Raw genomic sequence first — 20,334 nt, forward strand, 5'->3', positions numbered from 1 at the left:
ACTGGAGGTACAGTCATGAGCATTCCAAATAATTTACGTTACTCTGAAGAACACGAATGGGTAAAAACTGAAGGTAATGAAGTTGTTATCGGTATCACTCACTTTGCACAAGGTGAGCTAGGCGATATCGTATTCGTTGAACTTCCTGAAGTAGGTGCAACAATCGAAGCTGACGAGCCATTCGGAAGCGTAGAATCTGTTAAAACAGTTTCTGAGTTATACGCACCTGTAAGCGGTAAAGTTGTAGCAGTAAACGAAGAATTAAGTGACCAACCAGAACTTGTTAACGAATCTCCATACGAGGGTGCATGGATGGTTAAAGTTGAACTTTCTGATGCAAGCCAAGTTGAGAAGTTATTAACTGCAGAAAAATATGCAGAAATGACAAACCAAGACTAATTATAGTCGACTAAAGGACAGCCTTTGTGCTGTCCTTTTTTATTTTATGTAAAATAATGAATGTAGAATCATATACTAATTATCGTGTAGGAGAACGTTTTTTGAAAAAAATTTTCGTTTAATCTTTATGCAGGTTTAGCCGTTTTTGTTTTTCGTTGTCTAGCTCCAGCGACTAGATTGTTCGGTGGCTTCGCTTCTTCCTACAAGGCAAAAAGCGCCTCTACGTCAGAAGCTCCATCCCCCTCACAATCTAAACGAGCCGCTTGCGCTTTTCATTGTCCATCTCCAGCGGCTAGCCCTTCATGTCTAAGAACCTTCCGCACGAGAAGACAAAAAGCGTCTTCTGTACGGAAGAACCTTAGCCAACAGGGCTAAACAGTCGGTTTCGCTTTTCTTTTGCAAAAATAAACAGGAAACAACATGAAAATAACGAATATACTATATACTAAGTTCAAGGTTATATAGTATATGGTGATCGGGTGATGACATATGATTTATGTAGAAAAAGTCATTATTGTAGAAGGTACATCAGATAGAAGAAAGATTGAATCTATTATTCGTGAACCGGTGGAAATTGTTTGTACAAATGGTACAATTGGTTTATCGAAAATGGATGAGCTCGTTGATCAGTTTTTTGATAAGGAAGTGTATGTGCTAGTAGATGCTGATGATGCTGGAGAAAAGTTAAGGAAACAATTTCGAAAAGAATTTCCGCAAGCCGAGCATATCTATATTGATCGCTCGTACCGAGAAGTGGCAACTGCGCCATCTACACACTTAGCAAATGTATTATGGGGAGCCGACATTGACGTTTATACAGAATATTTACGGTAAGGAATGATAGAAGTGATTGATTGGACAGGAGCCGAAGCTACATCCCTAATAGAGAACGAAGAAAAAACAGTGTTATATGTATATACTCCAATGTGTGGAACATGCCAATTAGCAAAAAAGATGTTAACAGTCGTTGAGATGACAATTGAAGAGTTGAAAATTGGGATGTTAGATTTAAATTATGCTCCACATTTAGCAAAAGAGTATGGGATTGAAAGTGTACCTTGTTTACTTGTTTTTGAAAATGGGACACTGATGAAGAAGATATACGCATTTCATTCGGTTGAATATTTATATACGGAATTAAAGTAGGCGGCAAAATTTTTGCCGCCTCGACATATTTCTTGGGAAATATGTCGAGATGCAGGATGGATACAGTATTTGTCGAGCGAAAATAACAGGATTGCTCTTTAGTGAGAGGGAATGGTATGTAATAGAAAGTGATATGAAGGATGTGATTTAGGGTGAGATTATATTCTTTGCTTCAATCATTTGTAAATTACGCTAATGGTCAATATCATTTAGAGCCGCTTTTAAGACGAGAGGAAAAAACTGTTAATTTCCGTTTGGGAGATGAAAGTTGTTCGTTACAAATTTCAAGAGATTATATAGAGCTGGTACATGAGGAAAGAGGAACGGAACAAATCATTTGCTTAGACGAAAAGGATATAGAACAATTGGTTAATGGAAATGTACGATTGCAAATGTTAATGAACGATGGACGTGTACAATATTCGGGAACGTATCGAACGATGCTATTAGTCGAATCGATGTTTCATATATGTAAACCGATGTCAGTAGGTGCTTAAAATTCTGAAGGTTCATTTTTTGCGAAAATTTCTGTTGACATGGTGTTTGGATATTGATACAATTCAATTCATAAAATATAGACAATTTCATAAATTACAAATCAGACGAAAATTGAATCTGATTTCTCTTATCAAGAGAGGTGGAGGGACTGTGCCCTGTGAAGCCCGGCAACCGTCAACTTATGTTGAAATGGTGCCAATTCCTGCAAAGCAAATGCTTTGAGAGATGAGAGAGAGGGATAATGTTGTTATATACGCACATAAACCTTTCTGCTTCTCTAAAGCAGAAAGGTTTTTTTATTGTTTGAATGTGGAGGACATTCAAACAATAAAAGTAGTGATAACGGTGGACTACACGCATTAAACATAAAAAATTGCGGAGTCGACCTAAACAAAAAAAGGGGTGATACATCATGATTCTATTAGAGAATGTAAAGAAAATATATAAAGCAAAAAGCGGTGATGTCACTGCTGTAGATAACGCCAATTTAAAAATAGAAAAAGGCGAAATATTTGGTGTTATCGGATATAGCGGCGCTGGGAAAAGTTCTTTAATCAGATTGTTTAATCAGTTAGAAAAACCGACTTCTGGCCAAATTACAATTGCGGATCGTGTTATATCAACAATTACAGGAAGTGAACTTCGTAAGGCAAGGCAAGAAATCGGAATGATTTTTCAACACTTCAACTTACTTTGGTCACGAACTGTACGTGAAAATATTGAGTTTCCACTTGAAATTGCAGGTGTTGATAAAACGAAGAGAAGAAAACGTGTTGATGAATTAATTCATCTTGTCGGATTAGAAGGAAGAGGAGACGCGTACCCATCTCAGCTGAGCGGGGGACAAAAACAACGCGTTGGGATTGCAAGAGCATTAGCTAACAACCCACAAGTACTTTTATGTGATGAAGCAACGTCGGCTCTTGATCCAGAAACGACAGATCAAATTTTGGATTTACTATTAGACATTAATAAGCGCCTTGGTTTAACAATTGTACTCATTACACATGAGATGCACGTAATTCGAAAGATTTGTAATCGAGTGGCGGTAATGGAGAGAGGAAAGATTGTAGAAACGGGTCCAGTACTTGATGTATTCCGTAATCCGAAGCAAGATATTACGAAACGATTTGTACAGCAGTTAACAGATTCTGAAGATACAAATGAAACGATTGAAAGTTTAATTGAAAAATATCCAGATGGAAAAGTAATTCGTTTGCAGTTTATTGGTGAGGCTGTAGAAAGACCAGTGCTTCAACGATTGATGCAACGCAGTGATATAGAAGTTAGCATTTTGCAAGGAAATATCGCACAAACGAATAACGGTTCTTACGGTAGTTTAGTTGTTCATTTAAATGGTGAGGAAACAGCGATCCAGCAAGCAATAGAAGGAATTCATCAAGATCAAGTAGAGCTGGAGGTGATTGCACATGGATAAGTTACTCGCAAATGTTGATTGGAATCAAATGTTAGAAGCAACGGGTGAAACGTTATATATGACGGCAATCGCAGCTCTTGCGACATTTGTTTTAGGACTAATTTTAGGATTGTTACTCTTCATGACAGCGAAAGATAATTTATGGGAAAACAAATCAATTAATACGGTGATTGGAGCATTCGTAAATATATTCCGTTCTATACCGTTCATCATTTTAATTATTTTATTAATCCCATTCACAAAGATTCTTCTTGGAACAATTCTTGGAGCAAGTGCAGCGCTGCCGGCTTTAATTATTGGAGCGGCACCATTCTACGCGAGAATGGTTGAAATCGCACTTCGCGAAATTGATAAAGGTGTAATTGAAGCTTCAAAAGCAATGGGAGCAAAAACAAGCACAATTATTTTGAAAGTGTTAATTCCAGAATCGTTACCAGCATTAGTATCTGGTATTACGGTTACGACAATTGCTTTAGTAGGATATACAGCAATGGCGGGAGTTGTTGGTGCTGGTGGCCTTGGAACACTTGCTTACTTAGAAGGATTCCAAAGAGGAAATAACGATGTAACAATCGTTGCGACAATTTGTGTATTACTAGTTGTATTTTTAATTCAGTGGATTGGTGATAGTTTAACGACTCGAATAGATAAACGATAATAAAAAACGGGAGGATGTTTCAAATGAAAAAATTATTACTTACGGCACTTATTTCAACTTCAATTTTTGGCTTAGCTGCTTGTGGCGGGAAAGATAAAGATGAAAAGAAGCTTGTTGTTGGTGCTTCTAACGTACCGCACGCTGAAATTTTAGAAAAGGCAAAACCGTTACTTGAGAAAAAAGGAATTGAATTAGAAGTGAAAAAATTCCAAGATTACGTGTTGCCAAATAAATCGTTAGCGGATAAGGATTTAGATGCAAACTACTTCCAGCACATTCCGTATTTAGAAAAAGAAATTAAAGATAAAAAGTATGACTTTGAAGTAGCAGGGAAAATTCATTTAGAGCCAATTGGTGTATATTCTCAAAAATATAAGAGCTTAAAAGAACTTCCGGACGGAGCGACAATTATTATGAGTAATTCTGTTGCTGACCATGGACGTGGTTTAGCAATTTTACAAAAAGAAGGTATTTTAAAAGTTAAAGATGGGGTAGATCCAGTTAAAGCAACTCCAAAAGATATTGCAGATAATCCGAAAAATCTAAAATTCAAAACGGATATCGAGCCTGGTTTATTGCCACAAGTGTATAACAATAAAGAAGGCGACGCTGTTTTAATTAACTCTAACTATGCAATTGATGCAAAGTTAAATCCGGAAAAAGATGCAATTGCAATTGAAGGAAATGATTCACCGTACGCAAACATAGTAGCTGTTCGTAAAGGCGATAAAGATAAGAAAGAGATTAAAGCTCTTGTAGAAGTATTACATTCTAAAGAAATTGAAGACTTCATTAATAAAGAATATAAAGGGGCAGTTGTTCCTGTAAAAGAATAATTGCTGAAAAGGGCTGGTGTATGCCAGCCTTTTTTATAACTACATAACTATAGGGGAGAAGGGGACATCATATGAGAAAGATTCTATTGTCAGTTGTTACAGCGCTGTCTGTATTTACATTAGCTGCTTGCGGAGGGAAAGAAGAGAATAAGCTTGTTGTTGGAGCTTCTAACGTGCCGCACGCTGTTATTTTGGAGAAAGCACAGCCAATCTTAGAGAAAAAAGGCATTAAGTTAGAGATTAAAAAGTTCCAGGATTATGTACTGCCAAATAAAGCGTTAGCGGATAAGGAAATTGATGCGAACTACTTCCAACACATTCCTTACTTAGATAAAGAAATTCAAGAAAAGGGATATAAAATTGTAAACGCAGGAAAAATCCATTTAGAGCCAATGGGGATTTATTCTAAGAAATATAAAAGTTTAAAAGAATTGCCAGATGGCGGAACAGTTATTATGAGTAATAACGTAGCGGAGCGTGGCCGTATGCTCGCATTGTTACAAAAAGGCGGCGTTATTAAATTAAAAGACGGTGTAGATGTTGTTAAAGCGACAGTAAAAGATGTTGTAGAAAATCCGAAAAACTTAAAGTTTAAAACAGATGTAGAGCCTGGATTGTCACCAAAGCTGTATGAAAATAATGAGGGAGATGCTTTATTTATTAATTCGAACTATGCAATTGATGCAAAATTAAATCCAACGAAGGATGCAATTGCGATTGAAGGATCAGACTCTCCGTATGCAAACATCATTGCAGTTCGTAAAGGTGACGAGAAGAAAAAAGAAATTAAAGAATTAGTAGAAGTATTGCATTCAAAAGAAATTCAAGACTTTATTAATAAAGAATATAAAGGTGCTGTACTTCCGATAAGTGAATAATTATAAGGAAAGGACTGGGAATTTACCGGTCCTTTTTTCTTTATATAAATAAGAAGAAAGGTGTATCATATAAAGGTGAAAAGGAAATACTTATATACATTTGTGAAAAAACGGTTACTTTTTTTCGTCGTTTGCGATATCATTTTATTTGATATAAAATTAGAATGAGAATAAAATGAGAATATGAACGTTTTAGGAATTTTTAAAATGTATATATAGGATTAATGGAGGTATTGAGATGGCTGGTTCTACATTAACGGTTAAAGACTTACACGTATCAATTGACGGCAAAGAAATTTTAAAGGGTGTAAACCTTGAAGTAAAAGGTGGAGAAATCCACGCAATTATGGGACCTAACGGAACAGGTAAATCAACTTTATCTTCTGCAATTATGGGTCACCCAAAGTATGAAGTAACAGAAGGTAGCATCATCATCGACGGTGAAGATGTATTAGAAATGGAAGTAGACGAGCGCGCACAAGCGGGTCTATTCCTAGCAATGCAATATCCAAGTGAAATTAGCGGAGTAACAAACGCTGACTTCTTACGTTCTGCAATTAACGCACGTCGTGAAGAAGGCGATGAAATTTCTCTTATGAAATTTATCCGTACATTAGATAAAAACATGGAATTCCTAGAAATGGATCCAGAAATGGCACAACGTTACTTAAACGAAGGTTTCTCTGGTGGAGAGAAAAAACGTAACGAAATTCTTCAATTAATGATGATTGAGCCAAAAATCGCAATCTTAGACGAAATCGACTCAGGTCTTGATATCGATGCATTAAAAGTTGTATCTAAAGGTATTAACCAAATGCGCGGCGAAGAGTTCGGTTGCCTAATGATTACGCATTACCAACGTTTATTAAACTACATCACTCCAGACTTCGTTCACGTTATGATGAACGGTCGTATTGTTAAATCTGGTGGCCCTGAGCTTGCACAACGTCTAGAAGCTGAAGGTTACGACTGGATTAAAAAAGAATTAGGTATTGAAGACGAAACAGCAGAGCAAGAAGCGTAAGAGAGGAGCATAAACATGACAATCGGTACATTACCTTTCGATCAAGAAACAATCCGTCAGCGCGCAAGCGAAGTAAACGAAGCTGCTTGGTTGACTGAGTTCCGCTTACAAGCTCTTGCACAAGTAACAGAACTTCCAATGCCAACGCCTGATAAAACGAAAATTGAAAAATGGGACTTTATCGGAAAAGGCGACGCTGCTAAGCAAGAGCCTGTAAGTTCTTTAACAGAGCTTCCAGAAGCAGTGAAAAACTTAATCGATGAAAATAACAGTGTATTAGTACAACGTACTGGTACAACTGCGTTCGTTTCTTTAGCAGACGAAGCAAAAGAAAAAGGTGTTATTTTTACAGACATCGTAACAGCTGCAACAGAGCATGCTGAACTATTACAAAAGTATTTAATGAAAGACGGCGTGAAGGTAGACGAGCATCGTTTAACTGCACTTCATGCTGCATTAATCAACGGCGGTGCATTCGTATATGTTCCGAAAAACGTTGTTCTTGAAACTCCACTTCAAGCTGTATTCTTAGTAGACGGCGAAGAAGCTAACGTATATAACCATGTATTATTCGTAGCTGATGCGAACAGTACTGCAACTTATGTAGAAAACTATGTTGCAAATGAAAATGCTAAAGGTATTGCAAATATCGTAGCAGAAGTAATCGTGGAACAAGGCGCACAAGTTAAATTTGGTGCGGTTGATCTATTAGCAAAAGACGTAACAACTTACGTTAACCGCCGCGGTGTTGTTGGACGCGACGGTCGCATTGATTGGGCTCTAGGCCTTATGAATGACGGAAATACAATTTCAGAGAACGTTACAAACTTAATGGGCGACGGTTCATATGCTGATACGAAAACAGTAACAATTGGCCGTGGTAACCAAACACAAAACTTTACAACTAAAGTTGTTCACTTCGGTAAACACTCTGAAGGTTGGATTTTAAAACACGGTGTACAAAAAGATAGTGCAACATCTATCTTTAACGGGATTGGTAAGATTGAACACGGTGCATCTAAATCAAACGCACAACAATCTTCTCGCGTTCTTATGTTAGATGAGAAAGCTCGTGGGGATGCAAACCCAATTCTTTTAATCGACGAAGATGATGTAATGGCAGGTCACGCAGCTTCAGTAGGCCGCGTAGATCCGTACCAATTATACTACTTGATGAGCCGTGGTATTCCAAAACGCGAAGCAGAACGTTTAGTCATCCATGGATTCTTAGCACCTGTAGTAAATGAGCTTCCAATTGAAGGAGTAAAAGCACAGCTTGTTGAGGTAATTGAAAGGAAAGTTCGCTAATGAATATTCATGAAATACGCAAACAGTTTCCAATTCTTGATCAAAAAGTGAACGGCAAACAACTTGTATATTTCGATAGTGCAGCAACTTCTCAAAAACCAATTCAAGTCATTGAAACGTTAGAACGTTACTATAAAGAATATAATTCTAACGTGCATCGCGGTGTTCATACGCTCGGTACGAAAGCTACCGACGCGTATGAAGGTGCACGCGAGAAAGTTCGCAAGTTTATTAACGCGAAATCAATGGAAGAGATTATTTTCACGCGCGGAACGACAACTGCATTAAATACAGTAGCGGCTAGCTATGGTCTTGAAAATGTAAAAGAAGGCGATGAAATCGTTATTTCTTACATGGAGCACCATAGTAACATCATTCCGTGGCAACAAGTTGCGAAGAAAACTGGTGCAACTTTAAAATACCTTCCGCTTCAACCAGACGGTACAATTTCTTTAGAAGATGTTCGTCAAACAGTTACACCGAATACAAAAATCGTTTCTATTATGCAAGTTTCAAACGTGCTTGGAACGATTAACCCTGTAAAAGAAATCGGAGCGATCGCACACGAAAATGGCGCAATTATGGTCGTTGACGGTGCACAAAGTACACCTCACATGAAAGTAGATGTACAAGATTTAAACTGTGATTTCTACGCATTATCTGCTCATAAGATGTGCGGACCTACAGGCATCGGCGTATTATATGGTAAAAAAGAATTGCTGAACAATATGGAGCCAATTGAATTTGGCGGTGAAATGATTGATTTCGTAGATTTACAAGAATCTACTTGGAAAGAGCTTCCGTGGAAGTTTGAAGCAGGTACACCGATTATCGGTAATGCAATCGGACTTGGTGCGGCAATTGATTTCCTAGAAGAAATCGGTCTTGATAATATTGAAAAGCATGAACATGAATTAGCGCAATACGCTTTAGAAAGACTATCAGAAGTAGATGGCGTTACAATTTATGGTCCAAAGCATCGCGCTGGTCTTGTTACATTTAATATTGAAGACGTACATCCTCACGATGTAGCGACTGTATTAGATGTAGAAGGCATTGCAGTTCGCGCAGGACATCACTGTGCACAACCGCTTATGAAGTGGCTAAAAGCTTCTTCAACAGCACGTGCGAGCTTCTATTTATATAATACAAAAGAAGAAATTGATACATTTGTTGAATCGCTAATCAAGACAAAGGAGTATTTCACAAATGTCATTTAATAATTTAGATACGTTATATCGTCAAGTTATTATGGATCATTATAAGAATCCTCGTAACAATGGCGTGTTAGAAGATAGTGTTACTGTTAACTTGAACAATCCAACTTGCGGCGATCGTATTCAACTTACGATGAAAGTAGAAGAAGGTATTGTGCAAGAGGCGAAGTTTGAAGGCGAAGGATGTTCAATCTCAATGTCTTCAGCTTCAATGATGACACAAGCAGTAAAAGGTAAGAAAATTGAAGAAGCACTTCAGCTTTCGAAAATTTTCTCTGACATGATGCTAGGAAAAGAGTACGATGACAGCATCGATTTAGGAGATATTGAAGCATTACAAGGCGTATGCAAGTTCCCTGCACGTATTAAATGTGCAACATTAGCGTGGAAAGCGTTAGAAAAGGGCTTAAACGAAGATAAGTAATGTTAAAGGTTCCTAAAAATGAGGTTATCTAAGGAGGGACACACCAACATGGCGAAGCAACTGCCAGATATCGGCGATTACAAATATGGTTTCAAAGACAAAGACGTTTCGATTTTCCGTGCTGGACGCGGTTTAACAAAAGAGATCGTTGAAGAGATTTCACGTATGAAAGAAGAACCACAGTGGATGTTAGACTTCCGTTTAAAATCACTGGATAAGTTCTATGAAATGCCAATGCCACAATGGGGCGGCGACTTAAATGACTTAGATTTCGATGAAATTACGTACTACGTAAAACCATCTGAGAAATCTGAGAAGTCTTGGGATGAAGTACCTGATGAAATTAAAGCAACATTTGATAAATTAGGTATTCCAGAAGCTGAGCAAAAATATTTAGCTGGTGTATCTGCACAGTACGAATCTGAAGTTGTATACCACAACATGAAAGAAGACCTAGAAGCTCTAGGAATCGTCTTCAAAGATACAGATAGCGCATTAAAAGAGAACGAAGATATTTTCCGTGAGCATTTCGGAAAAGTAATCCCACCAACAGACAACAAATTCTCTGCATTAAACTCTGCAGTTTGGTCTGGTGGATCATTCATCTACGTTCCAAAAGGTATTAAAGTTGATACACCACTTCAAGCGTATTTCCGTATTAACTCTGAAAATATGGGACAATTCGAGCGTACGCTTATCATCGTAGACGAAGGTGCACACGTACACTACGTAGAAGGTTGTACAGCACCTGTTTACACTACTAACTCACTTCACAGTGCGGTAGTAGAAATCATCATTAAAAAAGATGCGTATTGCCGTTATACAACAATCCAAAACTGGGCGAACAACGTATACAACCTAGTTACAAAACGTGCGGTTTGTGAAGAAAACGCGACGATGGAATGGATTGATGGTAACATCGGATCTAAATTAACGATGAAATACCCAGCAGTTATCTTAAAAGGCGAAGGCGCTCGTGGTTTAACATTATCAATCGCGATTGCTGGTAAAGGCCAACACCAAGATGCTGGTGCGAAAATGATTCACTTAGCACCAAACACGTCTTCAACAATCGTTTCTAAATCGATTGCGAAGCATGGTGGTAAAGTAACTTACCGTGGTATCGTACACTTCGGACCAAAAGCGAAAAACTCTCGCTCTAACATCGAGTGTGACACGTTAATCATGGATAACCAATCTACATCTGATACAATTCCTTACAACGAAATCAAAAACGATTACGTTTCACTTGAGCACGAAGCGAAAGTATCGAAAGTATCAGAAGAACAATTATTCTACCTAATGAGCCGCGGTATTTCTGAGCAAGAAGCTACAGAAATGATCGTAATGGGCTTCATCGAGCCATTCACTCGCGAACTTCCAATGGAATACGCAGTTGAAATGAACCGCCTAATCAAGTTTGAGATGGAAGGTTCTATAGGATAAAGAGATTATAAGTGTATCAACGGCTAATTGCAAATCGTTATTTTTATGATACCGATATGATACCAATTAGTCGTCGAATACGCTCATAGCTTTTTGTTTCCGTTCAATATACAGATGTCCATAAGTATCAGCGGTTTCTTTGATATTTTCGTGACGCATTAATTCTTTAACGAGATAAATATCTACGCCTTTATTTATAAGATATGCTGCATAACTGTGACGTAATGAATGGATACGTAATTCTGGGAAAACTTCCTTATACTTTTTATGATAGTGGTTATAGTGATATGGAGTAACGCCACAAAATACAAAATGATTTTCATCGAATCCGTATGTTTTTTCTGCGGATTCTTTTTTTATCCCACCGAACATTCCTACTAATAATTTTGGGATTGGAACAATCGCTTCACTTGCAGCTGTTTTTACCGATGTTAAAACTCTCTCATTTAGACTCCATGATTTATTAACGTTAATTTGCTGTTCAGCTAAATCAATATCAATCCACTTTAAAGCAAGCGCTTCTCCTACACGTAATCCTGTATAAAACATGAGAATCGTTAACTCTTTATAGTAATGCATATTAAATTCTTGTACACGTTTATCAAAATCTTCTCTTTTAATAAAATCAATTCGTTTTTTGCCTCTAGGCATAGTTGGTACTTGCAATGTTGGATCATACCGAAGGTTATAGAATCTTTTAGCATGATTCATTAATACTTTGAAATTGCTATAGACGGTTCTTGCACTTTCAGGAGAACTTAATGAACTACTTAAATACTTTTGGAAATCTAGAACTTGTTGAGTATTAATATCTTTAACTTTAATGTGACCAAAACGTGGTTTGATATGTAGATTATACTCATTAGTACGACGACGAATAGTCTTAGGTTTGTAAGTTTTAAAATTGATATTATGTTCAAATACTTCATCAAAGGTCACTTCATCTGTGAATGCATCTTTAATACTTGCAACAAATTCAGCTTCAGCTAGAATAGCATCTCCACGTTTTTTAAAACCTCTTTTTAATTTTTGCTTATTTCTACCGTACATATCTTTATATCTAACTTTGAAATACCAAGTTTTTCTCTCTTTATCTTTATAAACAGGCATTAAGGTTACTCCTTTTATATATAGTTAAGAGCAGCAAACGTATATAGATTAGCTGCTCCTTCTGTATAATTCTCTTGCGCAAAAGAATTACAAATCTTGAGTAAATCTGATTGCTTTGCCGATTATCTTAGCTGGGTTATTTTCATCTATAATCATTGGATTGTGCGTTGGGTTATCTGGCATAAGCATAATGATATTCCCTTGTTTTTTAATTCTTTTTAAGGTGGCTTCGGTATCTCCATTTACTAGAACCGCAGCTATTTCTCCAGATTCTACGTTCGGTTGTTCGCGAATCATTACGTAAGCGCCATTAGGTATTGTCGGTTCCATTGAATTCCCTTTAGCTTTAAGATATAACAATTTTCCACTTGGAAGATGGTCAGCTGCTTCACAACGATATTCTTCGTAATTTTGTTCAGCTAGTATAGGAGAACCACAAGCAATGGCACCTAGTACTGGAATCTGAACACTTATTGAACATTCTTCATCATAATTTTGTTCTTCTTCGGTTAAATCTGATCGAGTAATTTTGAAATAATCTGCTAACATTTGAATTTTATCTGGTCTCGGATAAGTTTTTGCTTGCATCCAATTTGAAAAAGTAGTTTCTGGTATATTCAGTTCATTTGCTAAATCTGTTTGAGAAATCCCATTCCGATTCAAATATTTTTTTAGGTTATTTGAAAAAATTATTTTTAAAGTATTAGCATCCATGTTCCTTTGTTCACCTCACTTTCTAATACTATAATACCGAAAATCGGTAGCATTGTAAATGGGGAAACTACTTTTAAAAGGAATTTTTTTACCGAATTACCGTTGACAATTCGGTAAAACGGTAGTAAATTAAAATCAGAACTTGTCGAAAGGAGTTGAAAAAGATGTTTCAAATTACATTAGCCGCAGCGAGAGTTAATGCTGGGCTTAAGCAAGAACCGGCAGCCGAAAAGATTGGAGTTACTGCAAAAACACTTAGTAATTATGAAAGAGGTATTACTGCTATTCCCGGTACCGTGTTAAAAAAAGCATCTTTAGTATACGGCATACCTTCAGATATGATTCGTTTGCCACAAGTACACGATGGTATTTATGATGATGAATTTTTTTTGTATCACGGTACCGTTTAAAGGTAGTTAGGTCGGAGGTGTTTAAGAATGAATAAAAAACTTTTCTATAATTCAAAGGAAGTACAGTCAATGTTGGGGCTTGGCTGTATAAGAACCGCTCAAATAAGAATTAAAGTTATGAATGATGAACTAAAAGCAAAGGGATATTGGGTTGAGCGTGGGAAAGTGCCAATTGCATTTTTTTATGAAAAATATCCATATGTTGAACAAAGGTGAGGTGAATTAAATGAAAAATGGCAAAAAACCAACCAAGAAGGAAAAAATACATATTAAATCATACAATTTAAATCCTGATAATTGGTTGATATTTAAAAAGGTAAGTAATGAATTGTATTTAGTACATCGTTATACAAATGCAACTAAAGTGATTCCAAATTTATAGGAGGTAACTAATATGGATGGATTAACTATAGTAAATGAAAGAAAAAATAAATTGGTATTTGAAAGTAATGGGAAAATTGTAACTGACAGTTTGACGATTGCAAGTATGTTTGGAAAAGAACATAACAATGTATTGAAAGATGTCCGTAAACAAATCGATTATGCAGGTCAAGAATTCGGACAGGTAAATTTTCACCAGTCCACTTACATTAATACGCAAAACAAACGAATGCCCAAATACGATTTGACAGAAGAAGCTTTTGCGTTGGTTGCAATGAGTTACAACACAAAAGAAGCTGTTCAAATGAAAATTAGGTTTATTGAAGAGTTTAAACGAATGAAACAACACATACAAAATCAGCAACAACTTCCTAAAGATCCGATGAGTATTCTGAAACTCACATTTGATGTTTTAGAAGGTCAAAAACAAGAAATTCAAGATATTAAATCAGATGTGAAGGATTTAAGAGAAAACGCTCCTTTATATGCTATCGAATGTGATGAAGTATCAAAGGTTGTAAGAAAGCTAGGTGTTCTTCTATTAGGTGGTAAAGAATCTAATGCCTATAGGGATGTTAGCCTTAGAAAAAAAGTGTATAGCGATATTTATAGTCAATTACATAGAGAGTTTGGAATTAGTAGTTATAAAGCTATTAAACGTCATCATTTAGATAGAGCGATTCAAATCATTAATGAAGAATATTCACTTCCAATTATTTTAGAAGAAGAAATTACAGCTACAAATGCACAAATAAATATGGCGGAAGTTCAGTAGGAGGAGCAATCATGCAACAACAAATTCTAGTAATTGTTACGAGTTTATCCAGTACACCAAATGTTTTTGGATACAAAACAAAGGATGCAGCAAAAGAAGGAGTTCAAAAATTGATTAAAAAAGGAATGAGTCCTAATTCAATTATTGTAGCTCAAGAACTACCTATGAACATCGATATTCAAGTGGATATTGAATTTTAAGAAGAAAGGTTTAGGTGGGAAAAGCAATGGAAGTCATGATTGATTTAAATACATTTGCTGATGGAGCACTTGCTGAAAGATTTCATCAAGAGTTTGAGCGTGTAATGGAAAATATGGCGGATTTAAATACTGATCCTAAAAAAGCAAGAAAGATTGTTTTAACACTTTCGTTTGCTGGTGATAAAAAGCGTGATGTATGGAATTGTCAGGTTCAAGCCACTTCGAAACTAGCACCAACCGAAGCGGTAGAGTCTAAGATTCTATTAGATATGGATCAAAATGGAAACCTAGTTGGTCAAGAGCTAGCTTCTGGAATCCAAGGACAGTTTTATATGGATCTACAGGGTGATGTGAAAACAGATGTTGGACAACCTGTAGAAGAAGTAGAAGAAAAAGAACAAAGTCAGGCTGCTGAGAAGCAAACAGTAGTAATCGATTATTTGAAAACTAAATCTAATTAAGAAAAGAGGAAATAAAAAATGACTATGACAAGAGAAGCAATTGAAAAGGTATTAGAGATTGGAACAATTAAAACACACAAAATCGGTGAACAGACATATTCAACGCAACGCTTACATCTTGTGCAAGAACCAACACCAGCGGAAATTGTTGTACGTAGTTTATCTGGATTGGTAAGTTACATTAAATCGGAGTTTGATACAGCGGTACCTTTAATGATTCATATCGAGAACCCGATGACAGTTAGTGTATTTACAGCAGTTAATGGCGACAAGGTAAGAAGTACATTTATCCAAGCGAAAGCATCTATTCCACGTTTTAACTTTGATAGTTTTTATGACAGAGAAGAACTTAATATCGCATTACAGTCAGGATTTGTAGAAAATGATCATCGTGGCATTATTTTAAAGGTGATAGGAAATGTTGTAGACGAAATGGTAAAAGGAATTGAAGATGATGGTGTATCGCAAGCTGTAACTGTAAAAACAGGAACTGCTACAAGAGGGCAGGCGAAAGTTCCTAACCCAGTTGAGTTAATGCCATATAGAACATTTGTAGAAGTAGAACAACCAGAAAGTAGGTTTGTGTTTAGAATGCGTGAAGGTGCTCGTTGTGGTTTGTTTGAAGCTGACGGTGGGGCTTGGAAATTAGAAGCAATGAATAACATTAAAGAGTACCTAAATAAAGCATTATCGCAAGAAGTGGAATCTAAAAAGGTGTTTATTTTAGCCTAATGGACATTATAACGGTAGAAAGTACAACGAATGTCTGTATCTTTGGATTAGGGATTGCGATACTTGCGTATGGAGTTTATAAAGGCGGTACTTTCATTGAACGAAAGTTTGATGAAAGTGATCGTTTAGAAAGGGAGCGTTTAAACAATGGGAACCGAAAACAGAGTACTTCCAGAACATTTGATGATGGCATCAGAATTAGAAAAAGAGCGTAAGGAATGTATACAGAACCGACAACTTTTATATAAACAAATGGAGCAAGCCAATAGAAACGGCGACAAAATTGCTTATGTTGAACTTCATGATTTATATCAAAAGCAAAATAGCAGAGATTTAGAAATTTCAAAGGAGTTATCAGCTATGTACTTCAAGAAAATAAAAAATGATTCTTCTAAAGAAAGAAAAAAGGTTTTAGAAGTAGCAGATCGTTTGGAAGAAGTGGGAGGAAGAAAAGAAGTTGTCGATAGTATTCGACGGAATTCATAAAAAAGAACCCGCTGCAACGGGTCCTATTAGAAAAAATATTACTTGATAAGTATAACATTAAATATAGTTCTTGAGAATTTATGAGGTGGCTTTTATGGGGATTATCCGAGTGAAAAAAGACAGCAATTATTCTGTCATAAATAATACCGGTTTAAAAGATGAAAGGTTGTCTTGGAAGGCAAAAGGGATTTTAGCTTATGCACTTACATTACCTGATAATTGGACTTTTCATATAAGTGAGTTATCACAACACGCTAAGGACGGGGAAGACTCGTTACGTTCAGGGTTTAAAGAGTTAAAAGCGCTAGGATATATAAAGCGTTACCCTGTTCGTGATGAAAAGAGCAAGAAGATAACAAATTGGGAAACTGAAATTTATGAAACACCAGATATGGGGAAGCCACATGAGGAAGAGCTACTTATGGAAATTCCACATGTGGAAAACCCAGATGTGGAAAAGCCACTTGTGGGAAACCTACATGTGGAAAATCCGACACTACTAAATACTAATATACTAAGTACTAATAAATTAAATACTAATATACAAAATACTAATTATTATCATGATGATAAGAAAGAAACGAAATCACATGTATTAGTCGATGAAGAATTTAAAGTCAGTTATAACTTTTTAAAAGGTGAAGGAATTCCGTTAAGTGAAATTGCTATTACGGAATTAGGAGAGTTTTGTGATTCGTTTGGTAGCGAATTAATTAAACATGCTGCTCACAAAGCTATTGATGAAAATAAGCCAAAATGGAATTACATTAAGGCCATTTTGAAAAGCTGGGAAAAGCAAAAAGTAAAAACATTAGATGATGTTGCTGCATTAGATAGACGCTTTGAAATGAGTAAGAACAAGCGATTGAATGGTTCGGGACCAGGTCGTTCAAATAGAAAAGAAATTGTTCCAGATTGGTTACGTGAAGATGTTGAGCCAACTAAAAAAGAAATTGAAAAGCAAAACTCGCAATCTATTGATGAAGAGCGTGAGAGATTGCAAGAAGTGCTAAACAAATATAAATCATAGGAGCGATTTACATGTTAAATCTATTTGAAGATGTAATTGGAGAAGAGTGTTATAAATGCGAAAATCCTTTTCCTGAGTCTGATATGAGTAAAATATATATTTTTGGTTTGGAAAGGACTTTATGCAAGCAGTGTAGAGAGCAGCTTGAACAGAAAGTAAAAGTGTTAGATTTTCGTGTCATTCATGACGTACTAAAGGAATTAATAATAGGATTCGGCCGTGAGAAAGTCCGTCAATTTGATTTAGTAACTGCAAAAAGGTACGTGATTGACAACGAAGTAGGTCTAACAATTGAAAAACGTGGTGGCAGGTTCAATCAAGAACCTTTAGGAGAATTTGTTTCCTTATCTACCGAAGAGTTAATTGTAGTCATCGAATTTTTAATGAGAAAAATGAATCCTAATTTATGGATGAATGCTGTGATAGGGAACGTTTTAGAGCAACAAATGATTATTACACTTTCACCGATAGAAGGTGAGCGAAATGACTGAACAAATCACAATAGATCATGATTTTATTTATGAGCCACTTATAGATACATACATGGTGGATATTGTTACAGAATCAGGATTTAAATTAGAATTTTGTGAAGCTGAAACGAAAGAAGAAGCGGCGTTAAAAATTCGTGAAAAATATCGTAAGAATTATAGTTTTAAGATTCGTAGTATTGAAGTTTCGAATAGATCGTTAAAAGAAATTCAAGAACTTAATTAACAATTGAATAGGAGGAGATACTCATGCGGAATCCATATGATTATTATATAACTCCAGAAGAATATGAGGCGGCTGCAAAGAATGGAATTAGTAATGAATTACTGACACGTAGGATTAGAAATTTGGGATGGGACAAAGAAATTGCAATGACAAAACCATCAAGATATAACGCAAATAGATGGAAAAACATTAAAGAAATAGCTTTGAAAAATGGTATCTCTCATTCAACTTATACAGCAAGAATAAAAAAAGGTTGGAGATTGATTGATGCAATCAGTAAGCCACCTATAGATAAGTATCAAGCATTAAAATTGGCGGAACAAGCCAATTCAAAATGTAAAAATAAAGTGTTAACTGATGGACAAGCGGAACAAGCTGAATTAAATGGTATTAGTTATAGTACGGCACGTGACAGAGTTAAACGTTTGAAGTGGACTGTAGAAGAAGCCATAACAACTCCAGTGTTAACACGATCAGAATGTGGAAAGAAGGCAAAAGAAGCTTCACCTTGGTCAAAGTTGGTTATACCAGCAAGAGAAGAAATAATGAAGCGTAGAAAGCTAACTTATATAGCAAATTAGTTTGAATTCATAAATCTTGAATTAAGGAGAAATAGGAAATGAATTTACAAATTGATGAAAAGAAAGTAACTGCTGGTCAATGGGTTGTATGCGAATCGAAAGATAACAAAGTTATTACACAAGTGAAACGATTGATTAAGGATACATTTAATAACAAAGTGGAGTTATGGGGAACGTGGGGATGTGAAGGAGCAATACATGGTGATTGGGGATACAATCATGCGAATAAATGTAGATATGCAACAGTAGAAGAAATCAATGCAGAAAGTGTAAGACGTGTATTTGCACAAAAGGGACGCAAGCCAAATGAGTATCGTTCTGGTGATATTGTAACAGATGACGTGTACTCATCTCGTGTTTTACACGTAATGGATGATAGAGCAACAGTAGAAGTTATGAATTTGCATCAAACGTATGAAGTAGCAACAGGAAATTTAGAAATTCTATTTTTCGCTGAAGATATGGCTGGATAAAGTAAGTGAATAAAAGGAGTGATGCTATGTTCTCGTTATTTGTAGGAATTATAGTGTTTATCATAGTGTTGTCATTTTTGTGGATTATAGCAGGTAAATTAGGAGTTTTTGAGTGTATTGGAAACGTAGTATTAAAAATTAAAAACATGTTCAAGGAGGAAAAATAAAATGAATACAAAGAAAATCGTAGGTGCGGCATTAGTAGGATTCAGTCTTTTAACAGGTGGAATTTTAACTGCAATGAGCGTAAAGGTGATTGACCAGGGACATGCAGGTGTTGTTTATAACAGAAGTACAGGAATTGAAAAGGAGACCTTAGGACAAGGATGGCACTTAGTTTCACCATTTAAACGTGTAACAGCTTATCCTATTTCAACAGAAACGGTTAAAGTGGATAAATTCAGCGTACAAACCAAAGATGGTAAGCCTCTAACAGTGAGTCTATCTTATGATTACATGAATGATGCAGAGAAACTGCCTAAGATTTATAACAAGTTCAAAGGACAAGCTCCAGATGTAATTGAAAATGGTTGGTTACAAACTCGACTTAAGAAAGCTACATTAAACGTTTTCTCTAACTATTCAGTTCTTGAGGTATTTCAACATCAAGGGGAGATTAACGGATCAATAGAAAAAGAGTTTAGAAAAATGGTAGACACTACTGGATTCTTAGTAGATTCCGTTACGTTAGAAGCACCTAAACCAGATGCAAATACAGCGAAAGCAATTCAAGGAGTAGTAGACGCTCAACAAAACCTTGAAAAAGCTGAGATTGAGAAAAAGCAAGCTACAATCAATGCAGAGAAAGCCATTGAGGAAGCAAGAGGGAAAGCTGAAGCGAATGAGATTATTAAGAAGTCTTTAACTCCAGAAATTGTAGAAATTAAAAAAATTGAAAAATGGGATGGTAAGTTACCGCAAGTAAGTGGAGAAGCTAATCCGATGATTCAAGTTAAATAGATTATGTTCTCAGGACTTTCTGAAATGAGAGAGTC

30 protein-coding genes and 1 riboswitch are annotated in these 20,334 nt (G+C 36.1%); of the genes, 28 read left to right on the forward strand and 2 right to left on the reverse strand.

What is annotated here, in order from left to right:
* Positions 1-15 precede the first annotated feature (15 nt).
* The 13 genes from gcvH to sufB all read left to right on the forward strand — a co-directional run bounded on the left by gcvH (position 16) and on the right by sufB (position 11,272).
* The gene (gcvH, locus tag MHI28_RS21610; RefSeq protein ID WP_000026896.1) at positions 16-399 is read left to right on the forward strand and encodes a glycine cleavage system protein GcvH; all 384 of its coding nucleotides are present in this window, start codon (positions 16-18) and stop codon (positions 397-399) included.
* Positions 400-888: 489 nt separating this feature from the next.
* Complete coding sequence (locus MHI28_RS21615) at positions 889-1,233, forward strand: toprim domain-containing protein (RefSeq protein WP_000640870.1); 345 nt, start codon at positions 889-891, stop codon at positions 1,231-1,233.
* Between the two features lie 3 nt (positions 1,234-1,236).
* A complete protein-coding gene (locus tag MHI28_RS21620) occupies positions 1,237-1,545 on the forward strand; it encodes a thioredoxin family protein (protein ID WP_003280640.1) in 309 nt (102 codons plus the stop codon).
* 152 nt (positions 1,546-1,697) lie between these two features.
* Positions 1,698-2,042 carry a hypothetical protein gene (locus MHI28_RS21625; RefSeq protein WP_001242143.1) on the forward strand — a complete coding sequence of 115 codons (345 nt, stop codon included), beginning with the start codon at positions 1,698-1,700 and terminating at the stop codon, positions 2,040-2,042.
* A 125-nt stretch (positions 2,043-2,167) separates the two neighbouring features.
* Positions 2,168-2,275: riboswitch (SAM riboswitch) on the forward strand.
* A 180-nt stretch (positions 2,276-2,455) separates the two neighbouring features.
* Positions 2,456-3,481 (forward strand): methionine ABC transporter ATP-binding protein, encoded by a 1,026-nt coding sequence (locus MHI28_RS21630; protein ID WP_000601771.1) that lies wholly within the window; start codon positions 2,456-2,458, stop codon positions 3,479-3,481.
* Complete coding sequence (locus MHI28_RS21635) at positions 3,474-4,139, forward strand: methionine ABC transporter permease (protein WP_000359401.1); 666 nt, start codon at positions 3,474-3,476, stop codon at positions 4,137-4,139. Before MHI28_RS21630 ends, MHI28_RS21635 begins: the two co-directional genes overlap by 8 nt.
* Before the next feature lie 23 nt (positions 4,140-4,162).
* Positions 4,163-4,975: a methionine ABC transporter substrate-binding lipoprotein MetQ gene (metQ, locus tag MHI28_RS21640; RefSeq protein WP_000735090.1), complete on the forward strand. Its 813-nt coding sequence runs from the start codon at positions 4,163-4,165 to the stop codon at positions 4,973-4,975.
* Positions 4,976-5,046: 71 nt separating this feature from the next.
* Positions 5,047-5,853, forward strand: coding sequence for a methionine ABC transporter substrate-binding lipoprotein MetQ (metQ, locus tag MHI28_RS21645; protein WP_001226751.1), 807 nt, complete (start codon positions 5,047-5,049; stop codon positions 5,851-5,853).
* A gap of 238 nt (positions 5,854-6,091) precedes the next feature.
* Complete coding sequence (gene sufC, locus MHI28_RS21650) at positions 6,092-6,877, forward strand: Fe-S cluster assembly ATPase SufC (RefSeq protein ID WP_000929162.1); 786 nt, start codon at positions 6,092-6,094, stop codon at positions 6,875-6,877.
* A gap of 15 nt (positions 6,878-6,892) precedes the next feature.
* Positions 6,893-8,185, forward strand: a complete 1,293-nt coding sequence (gene sufD / locus MHI28_RS21655; RefSeq protein WP_000152190.1) for a Fe-S cluster assembly protein SufD — start codon at positions 6,893-6,895, stop codon at positions 8,183-8,185.
* The gene (gene sufS, locus MHI28_RS21660) at positions 8,185-9,405 is read left to right on the forward strand and encodes a cysteine desulfurase SufS (RefSeq protein WP_001020767.1); all 1,221 of its coding nucleotides are present in this window, start codon (positions 8,185-8,187) and stop codon (positions 9,403-9,405) included. The genes sufD and sufS overlap by 1 nt, the downstream gene beginning before the upstream one ends.
* Positions 9,395-9,826: a Fe-S cluster assembly sulfur transfer protein SufU gene (sufU, locus tag MHI28_RS21665; protein ID WP_000009525.1), complete on the forward strand. Its 432-nt coding sequence runs from the start codon at positions 9,395-9,397 to the stop codon at positions 9,824-9,826. The genes sufS and sufU overlap by 11 nt, the downstream gene beginning before the upstream one ends.
* A gap of 48 nt (positions 9,827-9,874) precedes the next feature.
* A complete protein-coding gene (sufB, locus tag MHI28_RS21670) occupies positions 9,875-11,272 on the forward strand; it encodes a Fe-S cluster assembly protein SufB (RefSeq protein ID WP_001118824.1) in 1,398 nt (465 codons plus the stop codon).
* Positions 11,273-11,338: 66 nt separating this feature from the next.
* Here sufB and MHI28_RS21675 read toward each other — a convergent pair whose 3' ends face one another.
* The gene (locus tag MHI28_RS21675; RefSeq protein ID WP_327946528.1) at positions 11,339-12,382 is read right to left on the reverse strand and encodes a site-specific integrase; all 1,044 of its coding nucleotides are present in this window, start codon (positions 12,380-12,382) and stop codon (positions 11,339-11,341) included.
* 87 nt (positions 12,383-12,469) lie between these two features.
* A complete protein-coding gene (locus tag MHI28_RS21680) occupies positions 12,470-13,096 on the reverse strand; it encodes a LexA family protein (RefSeq protein WP_000339851.1) in 627 nt (208 codons plus the stop codon).
* A 164-nt stretch (positions 13,097-13,260) separates the two neighbouring features.
* On the opposite strand from MHI28_RS21680, the gene MHI28_RS21685 reads away from it, so the two are divergent.
* From MHI28_RS21685 to MHI28_RS21755, 15 genes are all read left to right on the forward strand, one after another.
* The gene (locus MHI28_RS21685) at positions 13,261-13,506 is read left to right on the forward strand and encodes a helix-turn-helix domain-containing protein (protein ID WP_327946527.1); all 246 of its coding nucleotides are present in this window, start codon (positions 13,261-13,263) and stop codon (positions 13,504-13,506) included.
* A 27-nt stretch (positions 13,507-13,533) separates the two neighbouring features.
* A complete protein-coding gene (locus tag MHI28_RS21690) occupies positions 13,534-13,722 on the forward strand; it encodes a hypothetical protein (RefSeq protein ID WP_327946526.1) in 189 nt (62 codons plus the stop codon).
* Positions 13,723-13,732: 10 nt separating this feature from the next.
* A complete protein-coding gene (locus MHI28_RS21695; protein WP_016099148.1) occupies positions 13,733-13,888 on the forward strand; it encodes a DUF6906 family protein in 156 nt (51 codons plus the stop codon).
* 12 nt (positions 13,889-13,900) lie between these two features.
* A complete protein-coding gene (locus MHI28_RS21700) occupies positions 13,901-14,662 on the forward strand; it encodes a Rha family transcriptional regulator (protein ID WP_327946525.1) in 762 nt (253 codons plus the stop codon).
* An 11-nt stretch (positions 14,663-14,673) separates the two neighbouring features.
* Positions 14,674-14,862, forward strand: a complete 189-nt coding sequence (locus tag MHI28_RS21705; RefSeq protein WP_327946524.1) for a hypothetical protein — start codon at positions 14,674-14,676, stop codon at positions 14,860-14,862.
* Positions 14,863-14,888: 26 nt separating this feature from the next.
* On the forward strand, positions 14,889-15,323 hold the full coding sequence (locus MHI28_RS21710) for a replication terminator protein (RefSeq protein ID WP_197263183.1): 435 nt from the start codon (positions 14,889-14,891) through the stop codon (positions 15,321-15,323).
* Between the two features lie 18 nt (positions 15,324-15,341).
* Positions 15,342-16,055 carry a hypothetical protein gene (locus MHI28_RS21715; protein WP_042597301.1) on the forward strand — a complete coding sequence of 238 codons (714 nt, stop codon included), beginning with the start codon at positions 15,342-15,344 and terminating at the stop codon, positions 16,053-16,055.
* Entirely contained in the window at positions 16,055-16,270 is a 216-nt protein-coding gene (locus tag MHI28_RS21720) for a hypothetical protein (RefSeq protein ID WP_014894867.1), read from the forward strand. The genes MHI28_RS21715 and MHI28_RS21720 overlap by 1 nt, the downstream gene beginning before the upstream one ends.
* Entirely contained in the window at positions 16,203-16,541 is a 339-nt protein-coding gene (locus MHI28_RS21725; protein WP_000536404.1) for a hypothetical protein, read from the forward strand. The genes MHI28_RS21720 and MHI28_RS21725 overlap by 68 nt, the downstream gene beginning before the upstream one ends.
* 94 nt (positions 16,542-16,635) lie before the next feature.
* On the forward strand, positions 16,636-17,571 hold the full coding sequence (locus tag MHI28_RS21730; RefSeq protein ID WP_197263182.1) for a DnaD domain protein: 936 nt from the start codon (positions 16,636-16,638) through the stop codon (positions 17,569-17,571).
* Between the two features lie 11 nt (positions 17,572-17,582).
* Positions 17,583-18,062 (forward strand): hypothetical protein, encoded by a 480-nt coding sequence (locus MHI28_RS21735; protein WP_078187452.1) that lies wholly within the window; start codon positions 17,583-17,585, stop codon positions 18,060-18,062.
* A complete protein-coding gene (locus tag MHI28_RS21740; RefSeq protein WP_000139235.1) occupies positions 18,055-18,285 on the forward strand; it encodes a hypothetical protein in 231 nt (76 codons plus the stop codon). The genes MHI28_RS21735 and MHI28_RS21740 overlap by 8 nt, the downstream gene beginning before the upstream one ends.
* Positions 18,286-18,308: 23 nt before the next feature.
* A complete protein-coding gene (locus MHI28_RS21745) occupies positions 18,309-18,866 on the forward strand; it encodes a hypothetical protein (protein WP_078187451.1) in 558 nt (185 codons plus the stop codon).
* 38 nt (positions 18,867-18,904) lie between these two features.
* Entirely contained in the window at positions 18,905-19,339 is a 435-nt protein-coding gene (locus tag MHI28_RS21750) for a hypothetical protein (RefSeq protein WP_197263180.1), read from the forward strand.
* 168 nt (positions 19,340-19,507) lie between these two features.
* Positions 19,508-20,299, forward strand: a complete 792-nt coding sequence (locus tag MHI28_RS21755; RefSeq protein ID WP_078187449.1) for a prohibitin family protein — start codon at positions 19,508-19,510, stop codon at positions 20,297-20,299.
* Positions 20,300-20,334: the final 35 nt, after the last annotated feature.

It is taken from the genome of Bacillus sp. FSL K6-0268 (assembly GCF_038005425.1).
Lineage (GTDB): Bacteria > Bacillota > Bacilli > Bacillales > Bacillaceae_G > Bacillus_A > Bacillus_A thuringiensis_S.